Annotated in this window: 14 protein-coding genes; 5 read left to right on the top strand and 9 right to left on the bottom strand. The window is 55.6% G+C overall.

Going from position 1 to position 15,440, the window contains the following annotated elements:
• Positions 1-50 precede the first annotated feature (50 nt).
• From ACQE2I_RS14285 to ACQE2I_RS14275, 3 genes are all read left to right on the top strand, one after another.
• Positions 51-566, top strand: a complete 516-nt coding sequence (locus ACQE2I_RS14285; protein ID WP_427031482.1) for a retropepsin-like aspartic protease family protein — start codon at positions 51-53, stop codon at positions 564-566.
• A gap of 495 nt (positions 567-1,061) precedes the next feature.
• Positions 1,062-1,820 (top strand): winged helix-turn-helix domain-containing protein, encoded by a 759-nt coding sequence (locus ACQE2I_RS14280; RefSeq protein WP_427028717.1) that lies wholly within the window; start codon positions 1,062-1,064, stop codon positions 1,818-1,820.
• A gap of 20 nt (positions 1,821-1,840) precedes the next feature.
• Positions 1,841-3,442 carry an ATP-binding protein gene (locus tag ACQE2I_RS14275; protein ID WP_427028716.1) on the top strand — a complete coding sequence of 534 codons (1,602 nt, stop codon included), beginning with the start codon at positions 1,841-1,843 and terminating at the stop codon, positions 3,440-3,442.
• On the opposite strand, the gene ACQE2I_RS14270 is transcribed toward ACQE2I_RS14275, so the two are convergent.
• On the bottom strand, positions 3,405-4,343 hold the full coding sequence (locus tag ACQE2I_RS14270; RefSeq protein ID WP_427028715.1) for a LysR family transcriptional regulator: 939 nt from the start codon (positions 4,341-4,343) through the stop codon (positions 3,405-3,407). The two genes, ACQE2I_RS14275 and ACQE2I_RS14270, sit on opposite strands and share 38 nt — an antisense overlap.
• 99 nt (positions 4,344-4,442) lie before the next feature.
• Here ACQE2I_RS14270 and metE point away from each other — a divergent pair, with 99 nt between their 5' ends.
• Positions 4,443-6,740 (top strand): 5-methyltetrahydropteroyltriglutamate--homocysteine S-methyltransferase, encoded by a 2,298-nt coding sequence (gene metE / locus ACQE2I_RS14265; protein WP_427028714.1) that lies wholly within the window; start codon positions 4,443-4,445, stop codon positions 6,738-6,740.
• Positions 6,741-6,824: 84 nt separating this feature from the next.
• Here metE and ppk1 read toward each other — a convergent pair whose 3' ends face one another.
• Positions 6,825-9,014 (bottom strand): polyphosphate kinase 1, encoded by a 2,190-nt coding sequence (gene ppk1 / locus ACQE2I_RS14260; protein ID WP_427028713.1) that lies wholly within the window; start codon positions 9,012-9,014, stop codon positions 6,825-6,827.
• Positions 9,015-9,133: 119 nt separating this feature from the next.
• Positions 9,134-10,144: a porphobilinogen synthase gene (gene hemB / locus ACQE2I_RS14255; protein WP_427028712.1), complete on the bottom strand. Its 1,011-nt coding sequence runs from the start codon at positions 10,142-10,144 to the stop codon at positions 9,134-9,136.
• Between the two features lie 200 nt (positions 10,145-10,344).
• Between hemB and elbB the strand changes: the two genes are divergently transcribed.
• Positions 10,345-11,013, top strand: coding sequence for an isoprenoid biosynthesis glyoxalase ElbB (elbB, locus tag ACQE2I_RS14250; RefSeq protein ID WP_427028711.1), 669 nt, complete (start codon positions 10,345-10,347; stop codon positions 11,011-11,013).
• A 78-nt stretch (positions 11,014-11,091) separates the two neighbouring features.
• Here the strand turns inward: elbB and tatC are convergent, their stop codons facing one another.
• The 6 genes from tatC to ACQE2I_RS14220 all read right to left on the bottom strand — a co-directional run bounded on the left by tatC (position 11,092) and on the right by ACQE2I_RS14220 (position 15,374).
• Positions 11,092-11,865, bottom strand: a complete 774-nt coding sequence (gene tatC, locus ACQE2I_RS14245; RefSeq protein ID WP_427028710.1) for a twin-arginine translocase subunit TatC — start codon at positions 11,863-11,865, stop codon at positions 11,092-11,094.
• On the bottom strand, positions 11,862-12,332 hold the full coding sequence (tatB, locus tag ACQE2I_RS14240; protein WP_427028709.1) for a Sec-independent protein translocase protein TatB: 471 nt from the start codon (positions 12,330-12,332) through the stop codon (positions 11,862-11,864). Before tatB ends, tatC begins: the two co-directional genes overlap by 4 nt.
• 3 nt (positions 12,333-12,335) lie before the next feature.
• A complete protein-coding gene (tatA, locus tag ACQE2I_RS14235; protein WP_427028708.1) occupies positions 12,336-12,626 on the bottom strand; it encodes a Sec-independent protein translocase subunit TatA in 291 nt (96 codons plus the stop codon).
• 61 nt (positions 12,627-12,687) lie between these two features.
• Positions 12,688-13,065 (bottom strand): phosphoribosyl-ATP diphosphatase, encoded by a 378-nt coding sequence (locus ACQE2I_RS14230; RefSeq protein ID WP_427028707.1) that lies wholly within the window; start codon positions 13,063-13,065, stop codon positions 12,688-12,690.
• A 33-nt stretch (positions 13,066-13,098) separates the two neighbouring features.
• Positions 13,099-14,721: a ubiquinone biosynthesis regulatory protein kinase UbiB gene (gene ubiB, locus ACQE2I_RS14225; protein ID WP_427028706.1), complete on the bottom strand. Its 1,623-nt coding sequence runs from the start codon at positions 14,719-14,721 to the stop codon at positions 13,099-13,101.
• Positions 14,718-15,374 (bottom strand): ubiquinone biosynthesis accessory factor UbiJ, encoded by a 657-nt coding sequence (locus ACQE2I_RS14220; protein WP_427028705.1) that lies wholly within the window; start codon positions 15,372-15,374, stop codon positions 14,718-14,720. The genes ubiB and ACQE2I_RS14220 overlap by 4 nt, the downstream gene beginning before the upstream one ends.
• Positions 15,375-15,440: the final 66 nt, after the last annotated feature.

Here is a 15,440-nt window from a genome sequence, read left to right as displayed (position 1 = left end):
TGATTTGGCAAGGCGCCCTTACCTCAGCGAGGTGGAGTATGGCAACGCACATGGCAAGTCAAACCGCACAACGAGGTGGCATCGTCATGATGCTGCTGTTTTGGGTACTGCTTATGGCGGTAGGCACTTGGTGGATACACGGTGGCCTGGAAGAGATGATGCGCCCCAACGCCAATATAGTGAGTACGCTACCGGCGGGGGAACCGGTCACCCTAAAGCGCAACCGTGCCGGGCACTTTGAGTCGCCGGGGCGCATAAACGGTGAGCCGGTCATGTTTTTACTCGACACAGGCGCTACGTATGTGGCGATTCCTGCCGACTTGGCAAGTGAGTTGGGGCTGGAGCCTGGGCGTAGTGCTTGGTTTAATACTGCCAATGGCCGGGTGGAAGGATCGCTAACCGAACTCGCTGAGGTTTCGCTGGGAGGCCTAAAGGTGCAAAATGTGCAGGGGTCAATTAGCCCCGGCATGGAGCGCGATACCGTTCTGCTCGGCATGAGCTTTTTGAATCTGCTATCGATTGAGATCCAGGCGGGCGAGATGGTATTGAGCCTGCCTGAGCAGTGAGTTCAAGCGGTATGTGGCAGTGATAGCTTGGCTGAAAGATTCAGTCAAAAAAGGCAGGCCACTGATGGCCTGCCTTTTTGGTATGCTTTAGTAGATATTACTCAATCGTACATTACGTCGTACATTACGCACTGGTGTCGTTACCTTCACCGGGTGGCGCTTTGTAATGCCCTGGGATTTTTAACTTTTCCCCATTCGGCAGGTCGCGCACTTGGGTCGGAACGTAAACACGTTTAACCACACTTCTCGTTTTGCTACTTTCCATGGCAGGTTCCTCCTGTCAAATTGTCGACAGTTAGCGCTTCAACAGTAGCGTCCGCGGATGTGAGAATCAAGTTTCAGGCTATATCCCACCATCAATAAGCGCAATTGTAACGACAGAAGCAGGTGTTTTGATGATTTTGAGTTATCCTGAGAGCCAACAACAGGGCGCCTGCGATGAAGCTGGGCGAGCAGGTGAAGAAATAAACTGCCTAAGCGGAGTGCATAAAAAGGATGGTTGACCACTTGGAACAGCAATTTCAGGCGCTTGAGTCGCAAGAACCTGTTACGCCTGAATATCCCGATCAAGATCATGTCCTGATTATTGAAGATGACCAGCGTTTGGCCGAGCTGACCCGTGATTACTTGAAAGCGAATGGATTCCAAGTAACGCTGGAGGCCGACGGGGCAAAAGGGGTGGAGCGTATTTTAACCCTGCAGCCCGATTTGGTGATTTTAGATTTAATGCTGCCAGGCGAAGATGGCTTAGCTATTTGTCGTCGTGTCAGGCCCAATTTTGCCGGCCCCATTATGATGCTGACTGCCCGTACGGACGATTTGGATCAGGTGCTGGGTCTCGAAATGGGTGCCGACGACTACGTGCCGAAGCCGGTTCAGCCACGGGTACTGCTTGCACGTATGCGAGCGTTGCTACGTCGCGCCGATGGGCCTGCTCCGGACGGTGAAATGCGGCTGCGCTTTGAAAATCTGGAAATCGATAATGCCACCCGCGAAGCCTGGTTGTCTGGTGAGCGTATCGACTTAACCAGCGCCGAGTTTGACCTGCTCTGGTTACTCGGCCGCAACGCAGGCCGAGTACTCACCCGTGAAGAAATCTTCAGCGATTTACGGGGAATTAAATACGACGGTCAGGATCGTTCTATCGATGTTCGCGTATCACGTATTCGGCCCAAAATTGGCGATGACCCTAATCAGCCTCACCGGATCAAAACCGTGCGCAGCAAAGGTTATCTCTTCGTCAAAGACAGTTGAATACCAAGAGGGGCGGCATCATGCGGCGGGTGCTCAGTAACGGCTCGTTTTTACGTTTTTATGTGTTGCTGGGCTTAGCGCTGTTGGTGGTATTCATCATCGCCTTAGCGGGTCGTTCATTTATCGAGCAAGTGCGCCGCGAAGACTACCGTGAGCAGCTCGCCGCGCTGCCGATGTCGTTGATGACGCGCCAACTGGTGAACACGCCTGAGGGACAGCGAACGGCCGTGCTTGATCGTTTTGCTGAGCAGCTAGATTTGCAGTTAACCCTGCAGCCCATTAACGGTGCCGATTTAGGTTACTTTGAACGCTCGCGCCTGGAACAGGGCAAAATCCTAGTCGATGAAAACCCCTGGCTATTGCAGCAGCGCCTACCTGGCGATTCTTGGCTACTGCAGGCCCGGCTAGATGACTGGAGCGAACACCAATGGCACGGCAGCATTGTGCTGCTGGGCGACTGGCTCGCTGCGCTGCCTTTGGAGCGCACTGATCTTATCGCTGAGCTACGCACCGGTAGCTGGCCGCTGCAGCTACTGTCCTCGCTGCCAACGGGGCTAACGGCGCAGCAGCAAGGGCAGTTGGAAAGCGGCAGTGTTGTGACCCAACTAGTCTCCGATGATCTCTCAATTACGCTGCTCTACCAGCTGCCCGGTGAATCTGAGTGGTTGCAAGCGGGGCCTATCTCCCGTGGCGACACGCTGCCAGCAAACTTACACTTACCGCTATTAATTGGCCTGATGATTGTCCTCAGCCTGATTATCTATTTGATTATGCGCAGCATTGAAGCCCGTATGGCGCGGCTTGAATTAGCCGCAACACGGATTGCCAGCGGTCGTTTGGAAACCCGGGTAAAAGTAGAAAGCGGTGATTTTTTAGGCCGTTTAGGTATGGCATTTAACGGCATGGCTAATCAGGTGCAGAGCCTTCTACGTGGCCAGCAAGAGATGATTCGGGCGGTTTCCCACGAGCTGCGCACCCCGGTGGCGCGCATTCGCTTTGCCGTGCAAATGGTCGAGGATATGACCGACCAGCCCGCCATTCGACACCAGCTGCAGGGCATTGATGCGGATATTGCCGAGCTTGATGAACTGGTCGATGAAATCCTCACCTATGCACGCTTAGGCGGTGAAACGGTGAACGGTGCTGAACTCGAAACGGCATTGGTGGAGTGCCGCGCGATGGCCGAGCGGGTGATTGATACGCTTTCGCCGCTGCATAAAGAGTTATCGCTGACCCTGGCACCTAGCGCTGAAATAGAGCTGCAGGCGGAGCCGCGCTATTTTCAGCGAGCGCTACAAAATTTAGTCGGCAACGCCTGTCGCCATGCTAAGTCTCAGGTGGTGATTCAGCTATGGGATGAGCCTAACTTGGTGCGTATTGACGTTGAAGATGACGGCCCTGGGATTCCCCTCGAAGCGCGAGCCGATATCTTCAAGCCTTTCGCTAGGCTGGATGACAGCCGCGCCCGCAGCGCCCGCAGCTCCGGCGGCTACGGGTTAGGGCTTTCGATTGTACACAAAATTATGGCTGGGCACGGCGGCAGTGTCACCGTCGACTCCAGCCCCACCTTGGGTGGCGCCCGCTTTACGCTGCTGGTTCCGCGTCGCGATCCGCTGGCTTAACCCCCGATAGCACCGCAAAGGAAGTCTCCCGTGCGGTGCGTAAGAAATCCTGCATCCAAGGCGCTTCCCGCGTCTCTTCGCGAATCGCCGCATACAGGGTACTCCAAATTCCGTGCTCGCCTAGCTTCACCGCACACACGTAATCACGCTCTAAATATTCGGTCAGCGCCCAGTTGGGCAGTGCACAGACGCCACGACCGCTAGCCACTAACTGCATCATCATAATCGTCAATTCAGCGGTGCGGATTTCTCTCGGGCGCACATTCGCCGGTTGCAAAAACTGGGTAAAAATATCCAAGCGGGATTGCTCAACAGGATAGGTAATTAGCGTTTCTTCGGCTAGTGCCTGGGGCTCAATAAACCCACGACCTGAAAACGGGTGCTGTCGCGCGACCGCTAATAAGCCTTCGTAACGAAACAGCGGTGCATAGTGAATACCTTCAAGGGGCTGAGGATCGGCGGTAATGACGAGGTCTAGCTGTTCGCGGGCAAGCGCCGGCAGCGGGTCGAAGTGGTGGCCACTGGGAATATCGATTTCCACTTCCGGCCAGTGATCACGAAAATAGTCCACCGTCGGCATCAGCCACTGAAAACAGCTATGGCACTCGATGGCCATATGCAAACGGCCCTGTTCGGTGCCGGCTAAGCGAGCCAAGTCACGCTCTGCCTTGCGCACCTCAGGCAGCACCTGGTCGGCTAAGGCGAGCAGGCGTAACCCCGCACGGGTAAATTCTACCGGGCGGGTCTTGCGTACAAACAGCGCGCTGTCCACGCGGCTCTCTAAATCTTTAAGCTGGTGCGAGAGTGCCGACTGGGTCAAATGTACGCGATCGGCTGCCTCGACCAGAGAGCCAGTTTCGCGTAGAGCGAGCAGCGTGCGTAGATGTCGCAGTTCAATCATTGTGAGTATTTTTCATCATTAGTATTAAAAACTTTAGTTTGATTCATTAGGTGGCGGTGCCCAGACTGTGTGAAATCATTCACGTCAGTAGGTTTTATCATGACAGTTTCTCATATTCTCGGCTATCCCCGTATTGGCGCTCAGCGCGAACTAAAAAAAGCTACTGAGGCTTATTGGAAAGGCGAATGCACGCGTAGCGAGCTTGAAAGTACCGGCTGTGAGTTACGTCTGAGCCATTGGCAAGCCCAACAGGATGCTGGCTTGGATTTTGTGAGCGTGGGCGATTTCGCATTTTACGACCAAGTGCTTAACGTGTCAGTGGCGCTGGGGGCGGTGCCTGCACGCTTTAACGCCCAGGCGGAAGTTGCGGGTGGCGATATCGACCTCGATACCGCCTTTCGCATGGCCCGCGGTCGCGCGCCCAGCGGTGAGCCCGCCGCGGCCTGTGAAATGACCAAATACTTCGATACCAACTACCACTACCTGGTCCCCGAGCTGCACGAAGGGCAAACGTTTAGCCTGGCATCCAACCGCCTGTTTGACGAAGTGGATGAAGCGTTACGTGCAGGCTTTACCCCCAAGGTAACGCTGACGGGCCCGCTGACTTGGCTATGGTTGGGCAAAACCAAGGGCAGTGACTTTGATCGGCTGACCCTATTAGACAGCGTGCTCAATGTGTACAGCGAGATATTAGCGCGACTTGCCACCCAAGGTATCGAGTGGGTTCAGCTGGACGAACCTGCGCTGGTGCAGGATCTACCACTTCAGTGGCAGCAGGCCTATGAGCGCGCTTATCATCGCCTACAGGCGGCGCCGTTAAAGCTGTTGGTCGCGACCTACTTCGGTGGCCTAGGCGACAATCTATCGCTGGCCACTCGCCTGCCCGTGGCGGGTTTGCACGTTGACGCCGTGCGTGCGCCTCAGCAAGTAGACGCTGTGATAGACCGTATTGGCCCGCATCAGGTGCTATCGGTTGGCTTTGTCGATGGCCGCAATATCTGGCGGGCTGATTTGGCTGCTCTGCGCGAGCGCCTGCTGCCGTTAAAAGTGCGTCTGGGGCAGCGGCTTTGGCTGGCGCCAAGCTGCTCGTTACTCCACGTACCGGTAGATTTAGCGCAAGAAACGGAGCTCGGTGATGAGCTAATCAGTTGGTTGGCCTTCGCGCGGCAGAAGCTTGCCGAGGTAGTCACCCTGACGCGCTTGATCGATAACCGGGCAACGCCCGCGGATGAACTGCGTTTGGATGAGGCTACCCGTGCGCTAGATGCGCGGCGTGAATCTAGCCGTATCCACCAGCCTGCGGTGAATGCCCGCTTAGCGGCGATTAGCCTCGCTGACAGCCAGCGACAGGCACCTTACGCCGAACGCACCAAGGCCCAGCGGCGCGCGCTCAATCTGCCGCTATTTCCCACCACTACGATCGGTTCTTTTCCGCAAACTAATGACATTCGCGCCGCTAGGCGCGCCTTTAAAGCCGGTGAGCTGGCGCTTGCTGACTACGAAGCCCGCATGCAGGCCGAAATTGCCTACGCTGTTGAGCGCCAGCAAGCGCTGGATATTGATATTCCCGTGCACGGCGAAGCCGAACGTAACGATATGGTGGAGTACTTTGGCGAACAGCTCGAAGGGTTTGCCTTTACCCGCTTTGGCTGGGTGCAGAGCTACGGTTCGCGCTGTGTTAAGCCACCGGTGATTTTTGGTGACGTCTCCCGCCCTGCGCCGATGACGGTACGTTGGAGCGAGTACGCCCAGAGCCTGACCGACAAACCCATGAAGGGCATGCTGACCGGGCCGGTGACGATTCTGCAGTGGTCGTTTGTGCGCGACGACCAGCCACGAGAAACCACCTGCCGCCAAATCGCCCTGGCGCTGCGCGATGAGGTACTGGATCTGGAAAAAGCCGGTATTAGCGTTATTCAAATCGATGAACCGGCACTGCGCGAAGGGCTGCCGCTGCGCCAGCACGAGTGGCAGTCATACCTGGATTGGGCGGTCGAGAGCTTTCAGTTAAGCGCGGCGGGCGTAGCCGATGCCACCCAAATTCATACCCATATGTGCTATTCGGAGTTCAACGACATCATTGGTGCAATCGCGGCACTGGATGCCGATGTCATCACCATCGAAACATCGCGCTCGGATATGCACCTGTTGGACGCCTTCCAGGACTTCGCTTATCCCAACGAAATCGGGCCTGGGGTTTACGATATCCACACCCCGAATATTCCCGAGGTGAGCTGGATGGTCGATCTAATCGAAAAAGCGCTGGAAAAGATCCCCGCTGAGCGGCTATGGGTCAACCCGGACTGCGGCCTGAAAACCCGCGGTTGGGCGGAAGTAGAGCCAGCGTTAGCCAATATGGTCGAGGCTGCCAAAGTGTTGCGCCAACGCTATTCGTAAATGGTTAGAGGTCAGCAAAACCCCCGCTAAGCAGTGGGGGTTTTGCTATGAAGGTTCGCTTTTCAGCACCCGGTTTTTCTACATTTAGCTCTTTGAGGCGTAAGCGTAGAGCAGCGTTTCCTGAGCGCTGATGGCGTCGCTTTCACCCGGATCCTGAAGCCGGTAGCTGCCGTCGGTCTGGAGCAGCCAGCTTTGGCAGTTATCCACCAGATAGGTTTCGAGATCCTTGCGCACCCGGGTGGCGAGCTTCTTATCCAGCAGCGGGAAGCAGGTTTCCACACGGTGGAACATATTGCGCGACATAAAGTCCGCGCTTGAGCACCAGATCTCCGACTTGCCATCATTATGGAAGTGGAACACACGGGTGTGCTCCAGCAGGCGGCCGATAATTGAGCGCACACGAATATTCTCGGAAACGCCCGGCACGCCCGGTTTCAAGCAGCACATGCCACGAATGATCAAGTCGCACTCAACGCCTGCCTGAGAAGCCCGATAAAGCGCTTTGATAAGCTTGGGCTCGGTTAACGAGTTGCACTTAATGATGATGTGCCCGCGCTTGCCCTTCCGCGCCAGCTGCGCCTCTCGGTCAATCATTTCCACCAGCCGCTCATGAAGGGTGAACGGCGCATGGAGCAGGGTATCGATTTTGCGCGCGCGGCCCATCCCCGACAGCTGTTGAAACACCTTGTGGACATCGGCGCACAATGCCTTATTGGCGGTCAGCAGGCTGTAGTCGGTATAAAGCTTGGCGGTTTTGGAGTGATAGTTGCCGGTGCCCAGGTGGGCGTAGTAGCACAGCTCGCCTTTTTCACGGCGCACGATGTGCAGCATTTTGGCATGGGTTTTATACGCCATGATGCCGTAAACGACGATCGCCCCGGCTTCCTGTAGGCGGGAAGCCAACTGTAGGTTGTCGGCTTCGTCAAAGCGTGCGCGCAGCTCAATGACCACGGTGACTTCCTTGCCCTGTCTGGCCGCTTCTACCAGTGCGTTAACAATGGCGGAGTCTGCGCCCGTACGGTAAAGCGTCTGCTTTACCGCCAGTACATAGGGGTCGCGAGCGGCTTCGCGCAGCAGGTCTTCAATCGGTGTAAACGATTGGAAGGGGTGATGCAAAAAAATGTCATTCTTGGCGATAGCGTCAAACAGACTACCCGCTTTTAGCGCTTTAGGAATACTCGGGGTAAACGGCCGGTAGAGCAGTTCGGGGCGATCCACATCACCCAGTACCGACATCATGCGGGTTAAATTCACCGGCCCCTTGACGCGATATAAGTCATCGCTCTCCAGTTCAAACTGGCGCAGCAGAAAGTTGGTTAAGTCGTCGGGGCAATTGTCGGCGACTTCCAAGCGCACGCCGCTACCGTAGCGGCGCGCCAACAGCTCGCCGCGCAGGGCTGAGGCCAGATCAGAGACCTCCTCAGGGTCAACGCTCATGTCTGCATTACGGGTCAGCCGGAATTGGTAGCAGCCACGCACGCGCATACCGGGAAACAGCTCCTCGGCGTGGGCATGAATCAGCGACGACAAAAAGACATACTCAGAAAAACCTTCTTCGCATACCTCTTTAGGCAGTGCCATCAGGCGCGGCAGCGAGCGCGGTGCGGGGAGAATCGCCATACCACCGGCGCGGCCAAAGGCATCCTTACCCTCCAGCTCAACAATAAAGTTGAGGCTTTTATTGATCAGGCGCGGAAAGGGGTGCGAAGGGTCAAGCCCGATCGGGCTGATGACCGGCATAATTTCATTATCGAAGAATGTCTTAACCCAGGCTTTCTGCTCATCGGTCCACTGATCGCGGCGACGAAAGCGTAGCCCGTGGGTTTCCAGCGCGGGTAATAAGGTGTCGTTGAGTATCTGGTACTGGCGATCAATTTGCGCGTGAGCAAGCTGCGAGATCTCCGCCAGCACCGCTTTGGGTAGCCGGCCATCGGCGGCGGTCGTGTCGTCGCCCAAGGCTATTTGGTGCTTTAATCCCGCCACTCGAATCTCGAAAAACTCATCCATGTTGGATGAGAAAATCAGTAGAAACATCAGTCTGTTCAGTAGCGGATGGGCATCGTCTAACGCCTGCTCCAACACGCGGATATTGAACTGTAGGTGCGACAGCTCGCGATTAAAATAGAGCAGGGGGTCATCAAGGTCGGTTTCAGGCAGCGCTTCACGCGCTTGAACCCCGGTGGGGGTGCGGTTAATACGTAACGGCATATCGCCGTCGCTGCTGGTTTGATCGGTAGACGAAAATGGTAAGGAATCGGTAGCTTGCTCGTCCATGGTGGATCACCCCGCGTCGATGGCTCGAAGGTATCATAGCCTGATACTCATAGTTCAGCGCAGTATACGAGGGGAAGATGACAAACAAGTGTCACCTTGCTGTCATCTTTGTGCTTTGCCTAGCGTTGCTGCAGTAGCCGTGCCGCGTCAAGGGCAAAATAGGTCAAAACTCCATCCGCACCGGCCCGTTTAAAGCACATCAATGACTCCAGGATCACCGGCTCTGCTTCCAGCCAGCCGTTGTCAAAGGCGGCGCGATGCATGGCGTACTCGCCGCTGACCTGATAAGCGAAGGTGGGAACCTGAAGCTCGCTTTTTACCCGGCGTACCACATCCAAGTAGGGCATGCCGGGTTTAACCATCACCATATCGGCGCCTTCGGCGATATCCATGGCTACTTCGTGTAGCGCTTCATCGCTATTGGCCGGATCCATCTGATAGGTGCGCTTGTCTGCTTTACCCAAGTTGGTGGCCGACCCCACCGCATCACGGAACGGGCCGTAGTAATGGGAGGCATACTTGGCGCTATAGGCCATAATACGTACGTTGTGCAGGTGCTCTTGCTCTAATACCTGGCGAATCGCGCCAATCCGCCCATCCATCATGTCGGAAGGCGCGACAACGTCGGCGCCGGCCTCAGCATGCGAAAGCGCCTGCTTAAGCAGTGTGTCCACTGTGCGGTCATTCTGCACATAGCCGTGTTCATCAAGAATGCCGTCCTGGCCGTGGCTGGTATAGGGGTCGAGCGCCACGTCGGTGATAATGCCTAATTCGGGCAGGGCTTCTTTAAGGGCGCGCACGCTGCGCTGAACGAGACCGCTGGCGCTATACGCCTCTTCGGCAAGTTCACTCTTGTGCTCGGGGCTAACCACAGGAAACAGTGCCAGCGCCGGGATGCCCAGTTCATACGCCTCGCGAGCCTGCTCAATCAACAGGTCGATAGAGAGCCGCTCAACGCCAGGCATGGAGGCCACGGCTTCACGCTGATTTGTGCCTTCGAGAACGAACACCGGCAGAATTAGGTCTGACGCAGTCAGGCTGTTTTCCTGCATCAACCGGCGGGAGAAGTCATCACGGCGCATACGGCGCATGCGCGTGGCGGGAAAGTGGCGGGCAGTGGGTGTACTCAAGGGGGCTCTCCATTAGAGGTCGTAAAAATCAGCGATCGTGAACATCAAGGATCGCAAATAAACATGCCCGAAGGCCTGAGATGAGTATATCAGCCATACCCTGCGGCGAAAGCCGTCTTGTGGCGACACGGCAGACTGACTAAAGTGAGCGCTTGTTTTGCTGTATTGTGTTCGGCAGACCCTGGGATAAGGAGATAGGCATGGCCAAACAGGTAGCTGTGATTTTAGCCGGCTGCGGCGTTTACGATGGTTCGGAAATTTATGAGGCCACGCTGACGTTGTTGCGTTTGGATCAGTTGGGTATTGGTTATCGTTGTTTTGCCCCGGATATAGAGCAGCATGTTGTTAATCACTTAAATCAAGACGTCGTGGAAGGTGAGCAGCGTAACGTGCTGCAAGAGTCTGCACGCTTGGCGCGTGGTGATATTAGTCCATTGGACGAATTAGTGGCGGATGATTTTGATGCCGTGATCGTGCCCGGTGGTTTTGGCGTCGCCAAGAATTTGTCCGACTTTGCCAGCGCCGGTGACAATATGCAGGTATTAGAGGCATTAAAAGAGGCGCTGACCGGCTTTCGACACGACAACAAGCCGATTGGTTTGATGTGTATTGCGCCCGTCATAGTGCCCCGCTTGTTCGATGATGGCATTGCGGTGACGGTGGGCAATGACCCCGCAATTTCCGGGGCGATCAGCGCCATGGGCGGATTACACCGCAGCTGCGCGGTAGACGATATTGTCGTCGACCTTGAACACCGCGTGGTGACTACTCCCGCGTATATGCTGGCCACGCGCATCAGCGAAGCCGCTACCGGTATCTTTAAGCTGGTAGATCGTATTAATGAAATGATGGATTTAGCCGCTACTTAAACAGTCTGGACCATATAAAAGCCGCTGCCATCGATGATGGCGGCGGCTTTTTAATTAGCTGCCAGTCAACGGCCAGGGCTAGAGGTCTGCTTCTTGCTCGGCTTTGCGTTTGCGCACCAGGCGGCCAAACAGTAGCCCCACTTCGTACAGCAGATACATTGGGACTGCCAGCAGGCTTTGGGAAATCACATCCGGTGGTGTTAGTAGCATACCCACCACGAAGCAGCCTAGTAGTATGTAGGGGCGCTTTTTAGACAGGCTTTCCACCGTAGTCGCACCGGAAAGAATTAACAAAAAGGTCGCGATGGGAATTTCAAATGCCACGCCGAAGGCAAAAAACAGCTTAAGGACGAAGTTCAAATACTGGTTAATATCGGTCATTATCGCGATGTTATCCGGCCCGGTTTGGGTGAAAAACTCAAACAGCAGCGGAAAAACCACGTAGTAGGCAAACGCCGCACCGCCGTAGAACAGCGCAATGCTCGAGACCAGAATCGGGATCGCCAGCGCCTTTTCTTTGTCATACAGCCCCGGTGCGATAAACGCCCACGCCTGATGCAGCACAAAGGGAATAGCGATAAACACCGCCACGACCAAGGTGAGCTTAAACGGCGCTAAAAACGGCGAGGCCACTTCTGTGGCGATCATCTGCGAACCTTCGGGCAGCAGCGCCATCAACGGCTCGGCCACAAAGGTGTAGATATCATTGGCAAAGGAATAGAGGCCCAAAAAGACCACCAAAATCACGACCACGGCCCGCATTAGCCGTGAGCGTAACTCGATCAGGTGCTCAATCAGGGGGGCTTGGCTCTGCTCTTCCCGCGGCTCCTTTGAATCGCCAGACATACTCATTGGTGATTACGATCCTTATTTAATGCCGCCTTTTCAGAGTCAGCCGTTTCAGGCCCAGCCACATCAGCCTGTTTGGCAGGCGCAGAGGCTTCTTCGCGCACCGTTTCGAGGGCGTCATCTAGACGCGCGCTGGCCTTGGCGACGCGCTGCTCGGTTTTGTTCTGTGCCGCCGTAGTAGCTGACGGCGTTGAGTCTGAAGCAGAAGGGATGTCGGCAATGCTCTCTACGTCCAGCTTGGCTTTTTTCAAGCTGTCGTCGAGTTTTTGCTGCTGCTCATTTAGCTTTTGGCGTAGCTCTTCTGATTCCAACTGGGCGCTGATTTCACGCTGCATACCGGATACCGTGCGCTTGATTTTGCCTATCCACATACCCGTTGTGCGGGCGGCGCGCGGCAGCCGCTCCGGGCCAAGTACTAACAGCCCAACAATGCCGATGAGCATCAGTTCAAGAAAACCGATATCCAGCATGGTTTATTTGCGCTCTTCGTTGTGGGCATCCGAGGGGCGGCTTTCAGCAGCCTTTTTCTCTTCGGCTTGAACGTCATAAGTGTTGCCAGGCTCTTCGTGGCCCACTTTGGCATGGGGCTGGTCGCTGCCTTCATCAGCCTCTTTGTTTTTCTCTTCATCGTGCATGGCTTTCTTGAAGCCTTTTACCGCCCCGCCAAGGTCGGTGCCCACATTGCGCAGTTTTTTGGTGCCGAAAACCAGGATGATGATGCCCAGAACAATCAGCAACTGCCAAATACTAATACCACCTAACATATGCATTTCCTCATGGGAGCAAGTTAACTTTCGATGTTACATTCTAGACATTACTAAACGGTTATTCTGACTGGCGGGCGGCTTTTTCATCGTGTCCCGATATGCCAAAGCGTCGTGCCAGCTCGTCTAAAACAGCTTGATGGTCCATGTCCAGGTGCGACAGCATCACCAAACTGTGAAACCACAGGTCGGCGGTTTCAGAGATTAACGCCTGGCGCTCAGCCTCGCCACCGTGTTCGGCATCTTTGGCAGCCAACAGTGTCTCTGCGGCTTCCTCGCCAACCTTTTCGAGTATCTTGTTCAAACCCTTATGATGCAAGGAAGCAACATAAGATTCTTCTGCTACTGCATGACGCCGCTGCTTTAGTACCTCATTGAGAGTATCCAGCACATAGGCACGGTTTGTCGAAAAAGTACTGGTCGATAGGTTGCTGTCCATGGGAATCCTTGTAAACGTTTAATGCACGGCGCCTTATTGCCACACCAACAGCAGTAGGCCGATGGCAGCAGCGGCCAGCACGGGCCACTCCTGCAGCTCAATCCAGCCGCTCAATGGCTGCCAGGCCAAGGCGATAGCCAGCAGAATCAAGCCAAGGCGCAGGCGATACAGACGCTTACCCTGACGCGCCATTTGCACGCGCATGGCGTTGATCGAGTCAACCTGCTGATGGCGCTGGCGATGCTCGTGCTCCATACGGCTGAGCGCTTGGTGCGCGAGTACAGGCAATTCGGGCAACTGGTGCGAAAGCTCCGGCGCTTGGCGCTTCAGCGACTCCCATAAACCGCTGACCCCGGCACGCTCCTTCATCCACTGCTCTAAATAGGGCTTCGCCGTGCTCCACAGGTCTAGATCGGGATACAACTGGCGGCCTAAGCCTTCAATGTTGAGCAGCGTTTTTTGTAACAGCACCAGCTGCGGCTGAACTTCCATATTAAAGCGCCGGGCGGTTTGAAACAGCCCCAGTAGCACCTGGCCAAACGAAATATCTTTGAGCGGCTTTTCTAAAATGGGTTCACAAACGGTACGAATGGCTGCTGCGAATTCGTTGGCGCGGGTATTCTCACCCACCCAGCCAGACTCAATGTGCAGCGCGGCCACTTCATAATAGTCCTGATGGAAAAACGCCAGCAGGTTGCGCGCCAAATAGTCCTGATCTTCCCGGGTCAGGCTACCGACAATACCGCAATCGATGGCAATGTACTGCGGGTCTTCGGGGTTGTCGCAGTTAACGAAGATGTTGCCAGGGTGCATGTCTGCGTGGAAGAAGTTGTCACGAAACACCTGGGTAAAGAAGATTTCGACGCCGCGCTCGGCGAGCTTTTTTAGGTTAGTACCCCGGGCAATCAGGGTGTCCAGGTCGGCGACCGGCACGCCGCGGATGCGCTCTTGCACCATCACGTTACGACGGGTAAAGGGCCAGTAAATAGTCGGCACAAATAGCAGCGGAGAGTCTTTGAAATTACGCTTGAGCTGTGAGGTGTTGGCGGCTTCTTTGTAGAGGTCTAACTCATCAAATAGCGTGGCTTCATAATCGCGAATAACTTCCACCGGGCGCAGTCGGCGGGCTTCAGGTACTTTTGACAGCAGCTTGGCCACTTGGTACATCAATGCCATATCCTGGCGCATGATGCGGTCTATGCCGGGGCGAATGATTTTCACCACCACGTCTTCACCGCTATACAGTGTGGCAGCGTGAACCTGGGCGATCGACGCGGAAGCCAGCGGCACACGGTCAAATTCAGCAAAGGCTGTTTCCAACGTCATTTCTAGCTCTTTCTCGACCCGGGCGACCGCTTGATCTCCGGGAAAGGGCGGCACCTGATCTTGCAGGCGTTTTAGTTCATCGGCGATATCGGCTGGCAGTAAGTCGCGGCGGGTCGACAGCATTTGGCCGAATTTAATAAAAATCGGCCCCAGGGCTTCCAAGGCTAAACGCAATCGTTCGCCCCGCGAGCGCTTGCCAATGGGCACTAAACGTAGCGGAGAAAACCACAGCAGCGCCCGTAGCCACCAGGGCAGGCGCTCTAAGGGCAGCAGCGTATCCAGCCGGTGTCGGGTAATCACCCAGCTTATACGCAGCAGTCGCAAGCTCATGGGCGCGTTTCCTGTAGGGCGGACTGAAGCTGTGTTAGCCGCCGCTGTAAGCGGTTAAAACGCGCTTCGAGGCGGTCGGTTGCTACCTCCAGCTCGGTTAGATGCTCGCGTAAAACGTTGCGTTGCTGCCGCCCTGGCAGTAAGCGTGCCTCTTCAAAGACATACTCCGAGACATCCTGCATCAGCTCATCTTTCGCCCGCAGGCCCCAGCGGGCAGCGCGACGCAAGCCTTCAGCCAGTGAGTGGGCGGGCATGTCGCCCAACCAGCGGGCCAGTTCGTTTTCCCAGTCGATATCTAGATCAAAAAGCAGGTCACGGGTCGCCTCTAATAGGTGGGTACGCCCGCGCACGGCCAGCTTGCCATCAAACATTAGCCGCTCAATGGAGGCGCCACTAAGCCACTCTGAAAATGTTTCTGGCGTGAGCTCCACTACTGCGTCCACATCCGTTTCATCCATGCCATCGGCTCGCATCAGATCGAGCCCGCTGTAATGGTAATGGATGAGCAGTTCCAGGTGCGGCTGTTCAAGGCGTACCAGCAAACGGCTACCGGCCAATGCCGCCAACCGCGCAGGGGCAGCGGGGTCACGGGCGAGTAGGGCATTGAGCGTGCGTTCACAACCGGCCAATAGCAAGGTCGGGGTTACCAGCATGCGGACCTCTTGGCAGGCAACGTCAGGGCAGGAAACGTCATGGTTTGAAACGTCATAGCTTGAAAC

Origin of the sequence: Halomonas sp. H2, from assembly GCF_050215315.1 — a bacterium.
Classification (GTDB): Bacteria; Pseudomonadota; Gammaproteobacteria; order Pseudomonadales; family Halomonadaceae; genus Vreelandella.
Note: the sequence above shows the minus strand (reverse complement) of the source record. Positions and strands in the feature narration are given on the sequence as shown.